The organism is Nocardiopsis sp. NPDC055551 (genome assembly GCF_053619415.1).
Window position 1 is genome coordinate 158,819 of sequence record NZ_JBSHJJ010000010.1, and the last position, 14,201, is coordinate 173,019.

14 protein-coding genes are annotated in these 14,201 nt (G+C 69.4%); 7 read left to right on the forward strand and 7 right to left on the reverse strand.

The window, feature by feature from the left end:
- The first annotated feature begins 1 nt into the window (after position 1).
- The gene (locus ACWGSK_RS19140; RefSeq protein ID WP_452456360.1) at positions 2-1,159 is read left to right on the forward strand and encodes an NAD(P)-binding protein; all 1,158 of its coding nucleotides are present in this window, start codon (positions 2-4) and stop codon (positions 1,157-1,159) included.
- A gap of 28 nt (positions 1,160-1,187) precedes the next feature.
- Here the strand turns inward: ACWGSK_RS19140 and ACWGSK_RS19145 are convergent, their stop codons facing one another.
- Positions 1,188-1,562, reverse strand: a complete 375-nt coding sequence (locus ACWGSK_RS19145) for a VOC family protein (RefSeq protein ID WP_452456361.1) — start codon at positions 1,560-1,562, stop codon at positions 1,188-1,190.
- Between the two features lie 435 nt (positions 1,563-1,997).
- Here ACWGSK_RS19145 and ACWGSK_RS19150 point away from each other — a divergent pair, with 435 nt between their 5' ends.
- Positions 1,998-2,102 (forward strand): hypothetical protein, encoded by a 105-nt coding sequence (locus ACWGSK_RS19150; protein ID WP_358507806.1) that lies wholly within the window; start codon positions 1,998-2,000, stop codon positions 2,100-2,102.
- Here ACWGSK_RS19150 and ACWGSK_RS19155 read toward each other — a convergent pair.
- Positions 2,054-3,718 (reverse strand): IS200/IS605 family accessory protein TnpB-related protein, encoded by a 1,665-nt coding sequence (locus tag ACWGSK_RS19155; protein WP_452456362.1) that lies wholly within the window; start codon positions 3,716-3,718, stop codon positions 2,054-2,056. The genes ACWGSK_RS19150 and ACWGSK_RS19155 overlap by 49 nt on opposite strands.
- A 251-nt stretch (positions 3,719-3,969) precedes the next feature.
- On the opposite strand from ACWGSK_RS19155, the gene ACWGSK_RS19160 reads away from it, so the two are divergent.
- Positions 3,970-4,134: a hypothetical protein gene (locus tag ACWGSK_RS19160; RefSeq protein WP_358507666.1), complete on the forward strand. Its 165-nt coding sequence runs from the start codon at positions 3,970-3,972 to the stop codon at positions 4,132-4,134.
- Between the two features lie 33 nt (positions 4,135-4,167).
- Here the strand turns inward: ACWGSK_RS19160 and ACWGSK_RS19165 are convergent, their stop codons facing one another.
- Together ACWGSK_RS19165 and ACWGSK_RS19170 are read right to left on the reverse strand one after the other, a co-directional pair.
- Positions 4,168-4,851: a response regulator gene (locus ACWGSK_RS19165; RefSeq protein ID WP_358507667.1), complete on the reverse strand. Its 684-nt coding sequence runs from the start codon at positions 4,849-4,851 to the stop codon at positions 4,168-4,170.
- Positions 4,848-6,512, reverse strand: coding sequence for a sensor histidine kinase (locus ACWGSK_RS19170; protein ID WP_358507669.1), 1,665 nt, complete (start codon positions 6,510-6,512; stop codon positions 4,848-4,850). The genes ACWGSK_RS19165 and ACWGSK_RS19170 overlap by 4 nt, the downstream gene beginning before the upstream one ends.
- 211 nt (positions 6,513-6,723) lie before the next feature.
- On the opposite strand from ACWGSK_RS19170, the gene ACWGSK_RS19175 reads away from it, so the two are divergent.
- The 3 genes from ACWGSK_RS19175 (at position 6,724) to ACWGSK_RS19185 (ending at position 9,898) form a co-directional block, all read left to right on the forward strand.
- Positions 6,724-7,716 (forward strand): Bug family tripartite tricarboxylate transporter substrate binding protein, encoded by a 993-nt coding sequence (locus ACWGSK_RS19175; RefSeq protein WP_452456363.1) that lies wholly within the window; start codon positions 6,724-6,726, stop codon positions 7,714-7,716.
- A gap of 65 nt (positions 7,717-7,781) precedes the next feature.
- On the forward strand, positions 7,782-8,348 hold the full coding sequence (locus tag ACWGSK_RS19180; RefSeq protein ID WP_358507808.1) for a tripartite tricarboxylate transporter TctB family protein: 567 nt from the start codon (positions 7,782-7,784) through the stop codon (positions 8,346-8,348).
- Positions 8,348-9,898 carry a tripartite tricarboxylate transporter permease gene (locus ACWGSK_RS19185; protein WP_358507673.1) on the forward strand — a complete coding sequence of 517 codons (1,551 nt, stop codon included), beginning with the start codon at positions 8,348-8,350 and terminating at the stop codon, positions 9,896-9,898. Before ACWGSK_RS19180 ends, ACWGSK_RS19185 begins: the two co-directional genes overlap by 1 nt.
- A 143-nt stretch (positions 9,899-10,041) precedes the next feature.
- Here the strand turns inward: ACWGSK_RS19185 and ACWGSK_RS19190 are convergent, their stop codons facing one another.
- The 3 genes from ACWGSK_RS19190 to msrA form a co-directional block, all read right to left on the reverse strand.
- Entirely contained in the window at positions 10,042-11,067 is a 1,026-nt protein-coding gene (locus ACWGSK_RS19190) for an acyltransferase (protein ID WP_358507675.1), read from the reverse strand.
- A 402-nt stretch (positions 11,068-11,469) separates the two neighbouring features.
- Positions 11,470-12,216 (reverse strand): phosphotransferase family protein, encoded by a 747-nt coding sequence (locus ACWGSK_RS19195; RefSeq protein ID WP_358507677.1) that lies wholly within the window; start codon positions 12,214-12,216, stop codon positions 11,470-11,472.
- Between the two features lie 188 nt (positions 12,217-12,404).
- Complete coding sequence (msrA, locus tag ACWGSK_RS19200) at positions 12,405-13,070, reverse strand: peptide-methionine (S)-S-oxide reductase MsrA (RefSeq protein ID WP_358507679.1); 666 nt, start codon at positions 13,068-13,070, stop codon at positions 12,405-12,407.
- Positions 13,071-13,139: 69 nt separating this feature from the next.
- Between msrA and rarD the strand changes: the two genes are divergently transcribed.
- The gene (rarD, locus tag ACWGSK_RS19205; RefSeq protein ID WP_358507681.1) at positions 13,140-14,093 is read left to right on the forward strand and encodes an EamA family transporter RarD; all 954 of its coding nucleotides are present in this window, start codon (positions 13,140-13,142) and stop codon (positions 14,091-14,093) included.
- The last annotated feature ends 108 nt before the right edge of the window (positions 14,094-14,201 follow it).

A 14,201-nucleotide genomic window follows, 5' to 3' on the forward strand; every position in this document is an offset into this window, starting at 1 on the left:
CATGGAACTCAACGTTGTGGGCGGTGGCCTCGCCGGACTGACCGCGGCCATCGCCGGCGCCGAGAGAGGCGCCACGGTCACCCTGTACGAATCCCACGCCACGCTGGGCGGACGGGCCCGCTCCACCGAGCCCCCGTACGTGGCCAACGACGGACCGCACGTCCTGTACTCGGACGGGGCGCCCTACGTCTGGTTGGAGCGACGCGGCCTGGTCCCACCGTCGAAGGCTCTGCCGTTGAGGGCCGCGCTCGGAACCCGGTGGCGGTACCGGGAGCGGATCGGCGGCCCTCCGAGCGGGGTGCTCCGGGCCGCGGCCCGCCGGCGGCTACGTGCCCCGGACGACGTGGACTTCGGCACCTGGGGCACCGAGCACCTGGGCGCGGAGTCGGCCCGAGCCGTCGGCAACATGATGGGGGTCGTGCTCTTCCACGCCGAGCCGGAGCGCCTGTCGGCCGCCTTCGTCTGGGACCGGTTCCAACGTGTCACCACCCCGGGATGGCCCGCGCCCCGGTACCTGATCGGGGGCTGGGGCTCCTGGGTGGAACACCTGTCCGCGCGCGCCCGGGAGATGGGCGTGCGGATCGAGACGCGGAGTCGGGTGGACGCCCCTCCGCAGGGCCCGACCGTCGTGGCCACGTCCTTGGACGCGGCGCGCACCCTGTTGGGGGACGACACGCTGCGTTGGGAGGGCGGACACACCCTGATGGTGGACCTGGGGCTGACACGGCGCCACGGCGATCCGTTCCTGGTGTTCGACTCCGACGAGTGCGGTTTCCTGGAGCGCTACACCGTCGTCGACCCCACGCTCGCACCCGAGGGTGAGGACCTGGTCCAGGCACAGCTTCCGATCCGCCCGGGTGAGGGCCGCGCGCAGACGAACGCCCGGCTGGAGGTCCTGCTCGACACCGCACTGCCCGAGTGGCGGGAGAGGCTGACGTGGCGGCGCGACCAGGTGGCGCGGGGGCGCACCGGGGCGCTGGACCTGCCGGGCACCACCTGGCGGGACCGTCCCGCCATCGACCGGGGTGAGGGCGTGTACCTGGCCGGGGACCAGGTCGCCGCACCGGGTCTGCTGGGTGAGGTGGCGGTGACCAGCGCGGTACGGGCCGCGGAGCTGGCCACCGCTCGGCACTCGCGTGCCGTCACCGACTCCCGGTGAACCCGGCCCGGGGCCCGGCGGTGTCCGGTCAGCCCCGGGCCGGGACGTGGGAGACGGCCTCCACGTTGTTGCCGTCGGGGTCGCGGACGAAGGCGCCGTAGTAGTGCTCGTGGTACTCGGGCCACTCCTTCGGTTCGTGCAGGACCTCCGCCCCGACCTCGACGGCGGCGGCGAAGAAGGCGTCGACGGTGGCCCGGTCGGCCGCGGTGAACGCGATGTGGGACTCGCGCGGGGGGCCGTCCGTCTCGCTGGGCGAGATCCAGAACGCGGGGTCGTCGGAGCCGTAGCCGATGACCTCCCCGAACTGGAGCATGCGGCGGTGTCCCAGGGGCGCGAGGACGGCGTCGTAGAAGGAGGCGGCGGCGGTCGGGTCGGCGACCTGGATTCCGAGGTGATCCAACATGCCCCGAGCGTGACACCCATCACTGACATTCCTCGATGGGACACGTCCCTCCGAAGCACACCACCCCGGTTCGACCGACCCGAATCCGTCCTGTGGAAACCCGCCGGTAACCCAGGGTGACGCTGAATACTGGTCTCTCAGAGGGAGGCCCATGAACGACCTGAAGAACACGCCGGACAACGAACGGCGGTATGAACTGGTCGACGAGAGGCTTGACGTGTCGCCCGTGCCCAAGCCTTTGCACACACGAGTGAGTTACCGTCTGGGTTTCCTTCTCGGCATCCATGCTCCCGAGGATCTGGAGATCGGGGACGGCCCCGGCATCACCCTCAACGGAGACCCGGGTAAGCACCGGCCTTCGGCCAGGAACCGCCGGAGGAGGGTTACTACACCGTTCCCCCGCTCTTGGCCGTGGAGATCTTCTCCCCCGAAAGCGTGCTCCGCGACAACCACACGAAACGGTACGAGTACGCCGTGTTCGGGATCCCCTCCTACTGGATCATCAACCGTTCCTCAGCAGAGTGCAGGGGTGACATCTGATGCCGCCCCTGGTCCTGCGCGCGTCCCGAACGGTGTTGGATGCGCTGGTCCTCCGCGTTCTCCTTCCCCAAGGTCTGGGTGCGCGCATCGTGTGCGCGCTCCGTGACCGGGTGGCGGATTCCCTCACCCCCACGAGCGCCCGGTCCGGCCTGGACGGTCCGAGGCCCACACTCATCACTCTGGTGGGTGCGGGGCGGTGCCGTCCGACGCCGGATCGGGTGCCCTTGGGCGCGTCGCCCGATCGCGATGCTCGCCGCATCGTGCCGGGACGTCTTCCTCTTGGCGGTGGTGGTGGGTTTTTGCCAGTGCTGGGCACCCCACCTGGAGGTGTAGGCCGCGTCCACGGCGATGACCGTGATCGCGGTGGCATCGGCCATCGAGGTCAGCCGGGCACGCAGCCTGGCCGTGGGCATACCGGAGATGACCTGCCGGAACCGCTTCTTTCGGCCGTGCCTCTCCCGACTCTTGGAGGTGGTGAAGTCCAGATCTTCGACCGCGATCGTCTTCACACCACAACCGTGCGCCCAGCGCAACAACCGGGTCAGCGCGTGGCGCACCTGGGCGTCACGATGGGAAGCGCTGCCGGACAACTCGTAGTCGAACCGGCGCGGGTCACCGATGGGGTTGCCGTGCACATCCAAACGCCAGGCGGCCAGATGATCGGCGTTCATATCCACCCCGATCACCCCCTCGGTGAGGGCGGACCGAAGAGGGACCCACGATGGCGCCACGATCTGCCAGGACGCGGTCACATACCAGCGCCCACGCTCCACATCCAGGTGCACCCGGTAGGCCACCGCCCGATTCGCCGCCACCCGCTCGGCCCACTCCCGGCCACGGTGCGCGAAAACCGCCGTGCCCGAGAGCACATATCGGCCGTGCGGGGCGTTCGCCCATTCCTTGAGCGGGGTCGGGAGTTTGATCGACACCTCTCCCTGCGGGGTGATGCGGATCGTCTCGTTGCCGAACCGCTTCCCCGTTTCCCCGTTGGCTTGGAGGAACCAGCGGGCCGCTTGCCACCGCTCACGCCAGGCGGTCTCGGTGAGCTGAGCCGCATCGAGGTGATGACGGCTACGGGACAGACTCTTACCGCCACGCACCACGCGCACCAAGCCAGCCTCGAAGTCGGCCCGAACCGTGGCGAGCCGGTCTTGCAGGGTGGCCAGGCGTCGGGACTTGGCGTGCCACTCCTGCTTGGATCGGTAGCCGCCTGGCCTCTTCCTGGTGCCCTTGGCCCCGACCGGCGACGACAACCGGGACCGGACCATCGCGGCCCCGGCTTCCAAAGAACGCAGGTGCGCGGCTTGTCCGCGTCGGGCCAGTGCCCGCTGGTCGTGGGTGGCCTTGGTGATCGCCCCCGCCCACCGGGAGGAGCACTCCGGGGTCAGTCGGCGTTTACGCTCCGCCCACGTGTGGCTGTCATGGTCCAGGCCATCAGCACAGCGGGCTTTGAGATCGGCAGCGGCCAACGAACCCAGATGGGAACCGACCAGCCGCAGCACCTTCTCATCCTGAAGGGTCAGGCACTTGAGGCGGGTGCGCACGGCCACACCGGTGGGCCCCGGAACCGGATAGGGGGCCGCGATCGACCGCAAACCCCGCTGATCGGTGCCCACCACCCGCTCCTCACCCCCTGACTGCGTTCGATCCCCGTGCTCGAACACGACGCTAGCCGCGCCCCGGGGCGGGTGTGGCACGAACCGGAAAACTCCTCCGCCCGGGGGTGAGGGTGCGTACCGCTCGAATCCGGCTCCGGTGCCCTTCACGACAGGAGTGGTTCGATGAGTTCACTCATGGACGTCCACGCACACTCATATGACCGCGCACACGAATAGATGAGAATCCCCATCCGGAGAAGCCCGGCATCGTGGAGTTCCGTCTGGAGGACGGTGGCTACCAGGAGATCGGTCAGAGTCAGGGTGAGGAACTCTTCGAGACCGACTCCCCCTTTCCCATGAGACTCATCCCGCACTGGCTCGTGGCGAGTGGCCCATGGCGGGAACGCATCGGCGGGGCGCCCCCGACCGAGTGACCCGGTGGCGGCGTCGGGGAGGCACGTTCGGGGTCAGGCGACCCAGCGGTAGAGGTGTTCGGGACGGCCGGCGGAACCGTAGCGCATGCGCAGTTCCGCCCGACCATCGGCGCACAGGTGCTCAAGGTAGCGGCGGGCCGTCACCCGGGACACCCCGGAACGCTCGGCCACCTCCGCGGCGGACAGCTCTCCCTCTGCCTCGCGCAGCACACCCGCGACCAGGTCGACGGTGGCCGCGGTCAGGCCCTTGGGCAGGGAACGGGCCGCGGGCGGACGCAACAGTCCGAACAACCGGTCCACGTCCTGCTGGGTGGCCTCCCCTTGGGCCTGCATCTGCCGCCGGGCCACCGCGAACCGTTCGAGCTGGTCGCGCAGGGCGCTGAGCGGAAAGGGTTTGAGCAGGTAGTGAACGGCACCGCCGTGCACCGCCGAGCGGACCTGGGCGATGTCGCGAACGGCGGTGATCATCAGGAAGTCGGGTTGGGGCGTGCCCGGTTCGCCGGCCGATCGCAGGGCGCGCATGACCGAGATCCCCGAGCCGTCGGGCAGGTGCAGGTCCAGCAGGACCAGGTCCGGACGGTGTCCGCGTACCTGGGCCAGGGCCGCGGCGGCGGTGTGAGCCACCCCGACCACGGTGAACTCGGGCACCGACTCCACCAGCTCCTGGTGGTTACGGGCCACCCGCACGTCGTCGTCGACGACCAGGACACGGATCACCCGGCCACCCCCGTCGGCGTGGCGACCGGCAGGCAGGCGGTGAAGACCGCGCCCTCCTCCGCGTCGGGTGCCTCCATCTCGATGCTTCCCCCTCTGCTCTCACAGACCTGCTTGACCAGGGCCAGGCCCAGACCCCTGCTTCCACCGTCCCGGGACGCCTTGGTGGTGAACCCGAATCGGAAGATCTCCTCGGCGACGTCGTCCGCGACCCCGTGCCCGGAGTCGATCACCCGGATCTCCAGTAGGTCGTGCGACAGGTCACTGTCGGCGGATCGGTGCAGTCGCACCAGGACCTCGACCCATCCGCCATGAGCGACCGCGTCCAGGGCATTGTCCACCAGGTTGCCGAGGATGAGCAGCGCGTCGGATCGTAGTTCGCCCTGGAGGCACTCGGGGACACTCGTCATCGGGGACAGGCCGAGGTCGACCCCCATCTCGGAGGCCTGCGCCGACTTGGCCAGGGTGAGGGCGGCGAGCGCCGGGTCGCGCACGTGTTCGGCGACGCCGCTCGTGGTGCGGGTATGGGTGGCGGTGAGGTCGGCCAGGTAGTCGCGGGCCTCCTCGTGGGCGCCCAACTCCAGCATGCCCGCGACGGTGTGCACCCGGTTGGCGAACTCGTGGGTCTGGGCCCGCAACCCTCGGGTGACGGTGCGGGCTCCGTCGAGTTCTCCGGTGAGTCGGTTCACCTCGGTGCGGTCCCGGAGGGTGACCACCGCCCCGGACTCGACGCCGCGAATGCGCACCGGCATGCGGTTGGCGACCAGGACACGGTCACCGGCCAGCAGGATGAGGTCTCCTCCCGGATCGACTCCGGAGACGATGTCGCGGGCCCGTTCGGGCAGGTCGAGTTCGTCCAGGTGCCGGCCTTCGGCGTCCTCGGGCAGGTCGAGCATGGCGCGGGCGGGCGGATTCACCAGGACCACCCGGTCGTTGGTGTCGACGGCGAGGACACCCTCGCGCACGGCGTGCAGGAGCGCCTCTCGGCTTTCGAGCAGCGCGGTGATGTCGGCGGGTTCGAGCCCGTGCGTCTTGGCGCGCAGCCGGCGAGACAGCGCCCAGGAACCGACCACGCCCACGGCGAGGAGGAGCACGGTCGTGGCGAGGATGGCGGGGATGGCGGCGCGTGCGTCCCCGGCCGCGCTGGAGGTGAGGATTCCCAGCGACACGTAGCCGATGACGTCTCCCCGCGCGTCACCGCCGCTGATCGATCCGCCTTCGGAGAAGACGGGAACCTTGGCGCGGACCGTGCGGCCCTGGGTTCCGTCCTGGACCCCGGTCCACTCCACGCCCCGAGCCGCGGGGCCGGGCGGGGTGGAGACCGTCCGACCTATGAGGTCCTTGTTCGGGTGGGTGTGGCGGGTTCCGTCGGGGGTGGCGAGGACCACGAAGTCCGCGCCGGTGGCCGCGGCGACACGGTCGGCGAGGGGGTCCAGTTCGGCGCTGGGGTCGGCCCCCTGCATGCCCTCGACCACCGCGGGCATGACGGCCACGGATCGGGCCACGGAGAGGACGCGTTCGGCGTACTGGCGGTCGGTCGCCCGGTCGGCCTGGAGCATCCAGAGCACTCCGACCCCGGTGAGCGCCACCGCCAACAGGCACACGTAGCCGATGAACAGGGATCCGGTGAGCGTGAGCCGGCTTCGTGCGGGCGGTGAGGTCATGGGTACTCCAGTGGCCGGGGAGCGCGGGTGGTCCGGCCGAAGGCGCAGGTCGTCGAGGGACGTAACGCGCTTCACGAACAATACGACCAATATGACGCCAGTTTTAACAAAACCCTCATCTCTCCGTGCCGCGGGTCACACTGTGTCCTGGATCTCCCCTGCGTCTGCGCACCGGGGGACGTGCACAGACGATCAAGGAAGGAGAGGACCCATGCGCAATAGTGGCGTGGTGCTCCGCCTGGTGGGTGGGCTGTGCGCCCTCCTGCTGGTCGGGACGGCGCTGTACGACGTTCGCCAGAGCGCGGCCTCCGGTGACGGTGCCCAGGAGAAACTCCTGCTCATCGCGCCTGCCGGACCCGGCGGCGGCTGGGACACCTTGGCCCGCGAGATGCAGAACGGGTTGCGCGACGAGGACCTGCGGTTCAACGTCGAGGTCCGCAACGCCGAGGGCGCCGGCGGCACCATCGGTCTGGCCCAGACCGCGAACCGCGAGGGTCAGGACAACGTGTTGACCATGACCGGTCTCGGCATGGTGGGAGCGGTGGAGACCACCGGGTCGCCGTACACGATGGCCGACTCCACCCCCATCGCCCAGCTGGCCTCGGAGTACCTCGCGATCGTCGTCCCGCGGGACTCCCCCTACGAGACCCTCGACGACCTCGCCGAGGACTGGCGCGAGCGCCCGGGCACCCTGCCCGTGGCGGGCGGCTCCATGGGCGGCGTCGATCAGATCTTCGCCGCGCAGGTCGCGCAGTCCCTGGACATCTCCCCGGGCGAGATCAACTACCTGCCCTACTCGGGCGGCGGCGAGACCCTGACCTCCCTGCTCTCCGGCACCTCGGAGATCGGGTTCGGCACCCTGGGCGACTTCAGCGACCAGATCGAGGACGACGGTCCGCTACGCGCGCTGGCGGTCTCCTCACCCGAACGTCTGGACGGGGTGGACATCCCCACCATGACCGAGCTCGGCTATGACCTGGAGATGTCGAACTGGCGCGGGGTCATCGCCCCGCCCGGGTTGACCGAGGAGGAGACCGAAGCGCTGGAGGAGCTGGTGCGGGAGCTGCTGGCGTCGGACTCCTGGGCCGACACCCTCGAACGCAACCGGTGGACCGACACCTACCAGGACCGCGAGGAGTTCGAGGAGTTCCTGGACGAGGAGATCGCCCTGACCCAGGAGACCGTGGAGGAGCTGGGACTGTGAGCGCCAACGGAACAGAAGAGAAGAACACGGCGGGCGACGACCCGGCCGAGACCACCGACGGCACCATGTCCCCTCGAACCACGGACGCCGTCCAGGCCCCGGAGACGGAAACGAACACCGGGAGCGAGGCGGTGGCCTCTGCCCCGGACCCCGAGAACACCGTGTGGAGGGGACCGTCGGCGTGGGTCGTGCCCGCGCTGACCGCGATCCTGGGCCTGGTGGCCGTGTGGGGCGCGGTCACCATCGAGGCCCCGCCCAACGCCACCCGTCCCGGCCCGGGCGCCTTCCCCGGCGCGGTGGGCGGGCTGCTACTGATCGCCGCCGTGTGCATGAGCGTGGTGAACCTGCGCAACCTGGGCAGCGGGAAGGGCGCTTCCCCACTGGCCTGGTTCGAGAGCCGACCGGTTCTGCTGGTCCTCGCCGGCCTGGTGGTGCACACCGCCCTGCTGGAACTCGTGGGCTGGCTGCTCGCCGGCGCCCTGTTGTTCTGGGTCGTCGCCTACGCGTTCGGCGCACGCGCCTATCTGCGTGACGCGATCGTGGCGCTGTCGATGTCGGCCGCCGTGCAGGTCGGTTTCTCGCTCGGGCTCGGGCTCAACCTGCCGGGCGGCTTCCTGGAATTGGTGCTGTGATGGACACTTTGATCAACCTGATGGACGGGTTGGCCGCGGCGCTGACCCCGCAGAACCTCATGTGGGCCTTCCTCGGCGTGCTGTTGGGCACCGCCGTGGGCGTCCTTCCGGGCATGGGCTCGGCGATGGCGGTGGCCCTGCTGCTGCCGGTGACCTTCCGGCTCGACCCGACCAGCGCCTTCATCCTGTTCGCCGGTGTGTACTACGGCGGCATGTTCGGTGGCGCCACCACGTCGATCCTGCTGAACACGCCTGGACAGGCGTCGTCGATCGCCACCACCTACGAGGGCCACAAGATGGCGCTCAACGGCAGGGCTGCGCAGGCACTGGGCACGGCGGTGATCGGTTCGTTCGTGGCGAGTGTCATCGGCACGCTCGTCGTGGCGCTGTTCGCGCCGGTCATGGTGGAGTTCGCGCTCAACTTCGGTCCCGGCGAGTACTTCGCCCTGACCGTGTTCTCGTTCGTGGCGGTGGCCGCGGTGGTGTCGGGTTCGGTGCTGCGCGGTGTGACGTCGCTGCTCATCGGTCTGGCCATCGGCATGGTGGGCATCGACGCCCAGAGCGGCACGGCCAGGTTCGACTTCGGTGCCGCCGGTCTGATGGACGGCATCGACATCGTCATCGTGACCGTGGGTCTGCTGGCCCTGGGCGAGGTGCTGTACATCGCGGCGCGTGGCAAGTCCGCGCCGAACTTCGCGGCGATCCGCACCGGGCGTCCGTGGCTGGGCCGCAAGGACCTGCGCCGCTCCTGGAAGCCGTGGCTGCGCGGCACCGCGCTGGGCAGCGCCTTCGGTCCGATCCCCGGCAGTGGCGCGGAGATCCCCACGTTCCTTTCGCTGGGCCTGGAGCGCAAGCTCGCCGCGCGGCGCGCGCGCCGCAAGGGTGAGGAGGACGAGTTCGGGCAGGGCGCCATCGAAGGTGTGGCCGGCCCGGAGTCGGCCAACAACTCCAGCGCCGCGGGCACCATGGTGCCGCTGCTCGGGTTGGGTCTGCCCACGTCGGCGACGGCCGCGATCATGTTGGCGGCGTTCCAGCAGTACGGGTTGCAGCCGGGGCCGGTGCTCTTCGAGCGCAACGCCGACCTGGTGTGGACGCTGCTGGCGTCGCTGCTCATCGGCAGCGTCCTGCTGCTGGTGATCAACCTGCCGTTCGCTCCGCTGTGGGCCAAGCTGCTGAAGCTGCCCAAGCCGTACCTGTACGCGGGCATCACGCTGTTCTCGGTGCTGGCCGTGTACGCGATCAACACCTCGGTGACGCACCTGGTGATGCTGCTGGCGGTCGCGGTGCTGGGTCTGGTCATGCGGACGTTCGGGGTCCCGGTGGCGCCGGCGCTCATCGGCGTGGTGCTGGGCCCGATCGCGGAGACGGAGTTCCGTCGTGCGTTGGCCGCTTCCTCGGGCGACCCGTCGATCCTGGTGAGCAGTGGCATCTCGATCGGCCTGTACGTGCTGGTACTGGTCGCGGCGGTACTGCCGCTGATCGCGTCCCTGCGTCGACGTCGCGCCGCCGCCCGTGCCGCGGAGGTCGAGGAGCCGGCCGAGCGGGTCTGACCCCTCACACCATCCCCTTCGTGGCCCCCGGTGTCCGTCCGCCGGGGGCCACCGTCGTTCAGACGTCGGATGGAGTTCGCCGCCGGTCATGGGGACGTGGGGTCGGGCCCCGGGGTTTTGTCATTCCCGTGAGGAGTCCCGGGTCAGACGATGGTGCGCACGAGCGGGACGCGTTGGGCGATGGCCACCAGGATCAGGCTGATCACCGCGGTGGCCACGGCGTACCCGGCCGCCGCGAACAGCGCCAGGTAACCCTCGGGCATGCCGCCCAGGTCGCGCAGCGTGTACATCACCATGACGTGTACGAGGTAGACCCCGAAGCTCAGCCCGGAGACCACGCGAACGACGTTCTTGGTGGCCAGGGCCGCCGGGTTCTCCGCCACCGCCAGGCGCTCGCCGGCGGCGCGCAGCGTCAGGTAGGCGCCGATTCCGGCGACGATCATCGGCGGGGACAGGAAGGCGTAGAAGTACTCGCCTCCAGCGCCCCACTCCCCCTCCACCTGGGCCGCGATCCCCGCGCCCAGGGCGGTGCCGGCCACGCCCAGGGTGAGCGCGGCGATCCCGAAGCGGGTGGTGCGAGGGCTGTTCTCGGTGGTCAGCAGCAGCCACCCCACCAGGTAGTAGCCGAGGAACGGCAGGAAGCGGGTGGCGGCGCTCACTCCGCCCGCCCCGTCGATCAGGGACAGCAGCTGGTCGAAGACGCCCACCCCGAACGATGCTCCGGCGAACCACCACAGCGCGGTGCGCGAACTGTGCGCGACCACCGTCCGGAAGAACGGGGTGAACAGGTAGAGGCCGGCGATGACGTACAGGAAGTACAGGTGGATCGAGGGGGCTCCCGACGCGGCCTGTGTCGCGGCGTCGGGTGTGCCCAGGTCGTCACGCCAGTGCTGCCAGACCAGGTAGATGGCGGTCCAGGCCACCAGCGGGATGCCGATCTTGGCCCATCTTTTGCGATAGAAGGTACCCACGCCCTCCTCGCGCGGGCGCAGCAACAGGGCACCGCTGATCATCACGAACACCGCGACGCACCAGCGTGTGCCCGCGTCCAGGAGGTTGGCGGACCACCATGTGTAGCCGCCGAGTTCGGCGTAGACCGTACTCACCAGTGGTGAGTAGGCGTGCACGCCGATGACCGCCGCCATCGCGGCCACACGGGCGAACCCCATCCACGAAGTGGACGAGGAGGACTGTGAGGGCGCCTGTCTACCGGCGGGGGCTGTCTCTACTCGCACACACTACCGATACCATTTCGTTATACGTGGAATCAACCCGAATAGGCTCGAGATACGTCACCCGCAGGCCAAGGTACACCGCCTGACCTGGTCGTCGACACCCTCTGTGAATTCTTCGATCACCGCCCCGACACACCGCCGAATCGGGGCGCCGGCGTGCCGCCTCAGTACTCGGAAAGCAGGTGGGTTCCGTCATTGGCCCGGAGGAAGGGACCTCCGTCGGTCAGGGCGTCGGTGATGCGGGAGTCAGTCCGGCACCGGAAAGCGATAGTCGAAAACGGCCATATCAGCACGGATCAGAAATCGCGCTGCCGCATCGGTTCCGCCCGCGCGGCCTCACATCCGGGCCCTGAGCACGTCCACCTCACAGCCCGGTTCGAAGGGGTCGAAGCCGTGCTCGCTCAGCCAGCGAACTATCAGCAGGCTTCGCAACGACCACCACGCGTGGATCACGTCGAGGTCGATGTCGGCGCCATAGCCGGCGATGACGTCGTCGAGGTGCTCCTCTTGTCCGAGCGTGAAGGTCGCGAGGTCGTACAGGGCGTCACCCCGGCCCGCCTCGGACCAGTCGATGATGCCCGTGACCTCGTCGCCGTCGACGAAGACGTGTGCGATCTGTAGGTCGCCGTGCGTGAACGCCGGGGTCCACGGCCGGAGCGCGGCATCGGCGACCTGGCGATTGCGGGTGACCAGGTCGGCGGGCAGGACACCGTTCGTCACGAGCAGCTCGCACTCCTTGTCGAGTTCCGCCGCCAGCGCGACGATGCTCCGACCGGCCCGTCCCAGCCGGGAGGGCGGCGGCGCGTCGTGCAGCTTCCGGATGGCGGCGCCCGCCGCCGCCCACGCCGCCGGCGACCCGGTCGACGGCCCACCAAGGCGCCCGAGCGTCGTCCCCGCGAGTGCGGCGGTCGCGAGCACGTGCGGCTTGCGCCACAGGACCTCGGGGGTAGGAACCGGCGCCAGGGACATCACCTCGAACTCGGCGTCGACGCGCGCCTGATCGGAGTCGACCTTCAGGAACACGTCGCCGACGCGCAGAGTCGCACGTTCGGAATGGGCGACGACGACTTCGACCTCATCCATGGGAGACCAGTATCCCCGGGACGATCGCCGACGTCGCCGGGTTTTTCGCCTGGGATCACGCGGTTGACCGCGTCCCACCGGCGGCCTCGTGCACGCCGACCATCATTCGAACCCGTGGAGGGGAGCGCCAGAACGCGAAAAGGCCGGAGTGGGTGTTCCACTCCGGCCTTCGTCGCTCGGGCTCTGGATCAGTCGTCCGCGGTGGCCACACCGATGGGGCAGCTGGCGCCGGTTCCGCCGATGCCGCAGTAACCGTTGGGGTTCTTGGCGTCGGACAGATACTGCTGGTGGTAGTCCTCGGCGAAGTAGAACGTCTTCAGCGGGGCGATCTCGGTGGTGATCGCACCGTAGCCGGACCGGGACAGGGCGGGCTGGAAGGCGTCGCGGGTGGCCTCGGCGGCCTTCTGCTGGGCCTCGGAGTGGAAGTAGATCGCCGACCGGTACTGGCTGCCGACGTCGTTGCCCTGGCGCAGACCCTGTGTCGGGTCGTGGCCCTCCCAGAAGATCTTGAGGATCTCCTCGTAGGAGATCAGCTTCGGGTCGAAGACCACGCGCACGGCCTCGGTGTGACCGGTCAGCCCAGAGCACACCTCTTCGTAGGTGGGGTTGGGCGTGTACCCGCCGGCGTAGCCCACGGCGGTGGTGATGACGCCGCGTTCGGCACCCAATCGCCAGAACACGCGCTCGGCGCCCCAGAAACAGCCCATGCCCAGATCGGCGACCTCACTGCCCTGCGGGTAGGGCGGGGTCAGCGAGGTGCCCAGGACCGTGTGACCGAAGGGCGGCTCGATCGGTGTGTCCCGGCCCGGAAGGGCGCGGGCGGGTTCGACCATGGTGGCGTTTCTACCGAACATGTCCCCAGCCTATCCACGGGCACAAGAAAGGGGACGACAGGAGGCACGATTCGTCCTACGATTGCCGTTGTGCCGGAATCCAACCGTGGTGTCGCCCTCGGAGCGAGCGCCTTCATCCTGTGGGGCTTCGCGGCCATGTACTGGCCGTTCCTCTCCGCCGCAGAACCCGCCGAGATCCTCGCCCACCGCATGGTGTGGGCCTTGGGCGCGATGTGCGTCTTCCTGCTGCTGGCGCGGCGGGGCTGGGCGTGGCTGCTCCCCATCCTGCGCAGTCCCAGGCGCCTGTTGCCGGTGGCCGCCGCGGCCGTGCTCATCTCGCTCAACTGGTGGGGGTTCATCTACTCGGTCTCCATCACCCAGACCCTGCAGGCCTCTTTGGCCTACTTCATCAACCCGCTGATGACCGTCTGCCTGGGTGTGGTGTTCTTCTCCGAGCGTCTGCGCGCCGCACAGTGGGTCGCCGTGGGGTTGGGCGCGACGGCGGTGGTCGTGATGACCGTCGCCTATGGTTCCACCCCGTGGCTCTCCCTGCTCATGGCCTCCTCCTTCGCCGCGTACGGCGCGGTGAAGAAGTACGTGAGCCTGGACGGGTTGCAGAGTCTGACCATCGAGACCCTGGTGATGTTCCTGCCCGCGTTGGGCTACGTGATCCACCTGGAGGTCACCGGGGCCGGTACGACGTTCTCGGTCTCGCCCGGGCACACCGCCCTGTTGATCGGGGGCGGCCTGGTGACCGCGCTGCCGCTGCTGCTGTTCGGGATGGCCGCGCGCCGGGTGCCGTTGAGCGTGATCGGGATGCTCCAGTTCATCACGCCGACCATGATGTTCCTCATCGGCTGGCTGCTCCAGGGCGAGGAGATGCCCCCGAGCCGCTGGGCGGGCTTCGGTTTCGTGTGGCTGGCCGTGTGCGTGTTCGCCTACGACCAGGTGCGTTCGTCCCGTCGCCGTTCCGCCGAGCGCACCGCGGCGGGCGATCTCCCCGACGCGCCCACGACTCCCCCGGCCCCCGCGCCAAGAGAATGAGTTCCCCGGTTCCGGCGAACCGAAACTACACTGTGTGACCCTGTGCTAACGTCTGGTCGTGGGTGTCGGGCTCTGCCCCCACCCCGAACCGGCCGCCTGCCCTGGAGG

Excerpts from the sequence above, each read along its gene's own strand:
- msrA (WP_358507679.1), bottom strand. The coding sequence starts at position 13,070 with ATGTTCGGTAGAAACGCCACCATGGTCGAACCCGCCCGCGCCCTTCCG.
- ACWGSK_RS19140 (WP_452456360.1), top strand. The coding sequence starts at position 2 with ATGGAACTCAACGTTGTGGGCGGTGGCCTCGCCGGACTGACCGCGGCC.
- ACWGSK_RS19185 (WP_358507673.1), top strand. The coding sequence starts at position 8,348 with ATGGACACTTTGATCAACCTGATGGACGGGTTGGCCGCGGCGCTGACC.
- ACWGSK_RS19170 (WP_358507669.1), bottom strand. The coding sequence starts at position 6,512 with ATGACCTCACCGCCCGCACGAAGCCGGCTCACGCTCACCGGATCCCTG.
- ACWGSK_RS19175 (WP_452456363.1), top strand. The coding sequence starts at position 6,724 with ATGCGCAATAGTGGCGTGGTGCTCCGCCTGGTGGGTGGGCTGTGCGCC.
- ACWGSK_RS19190 (WP_358507675.1), bottom strand. The coding sequence starts at position 11,067 with ATGGGGTTCGCCCGTGTGGCCGCGATGGCGGCGGTCATCGGCGTGCAC.
- ACWGSK_RS19145 (WP_452456361.1), bottom strand. The coding sequence starts at position 1,562 with ATGTTGGATCACCTCGGAATCCAGGTCGCCGACCCGACCGCCGCCGCC.
- ACWGSK_RS19180 (WP_358507808.1), top strand. The coding sequence starts at position 7,782 with ATGTCCCCTCGAACCACGGACGCCGTCCAGGCCCCGGAGACGGAAACG.
- ACWGSK_RS19195 (WP_358507677.1), bottom strand. The coding sequence starts at position 12,216 with ATGGATGAGGTCGAAGTCGTCGTCGCCCATTCCGAACGTGCGACTCTG.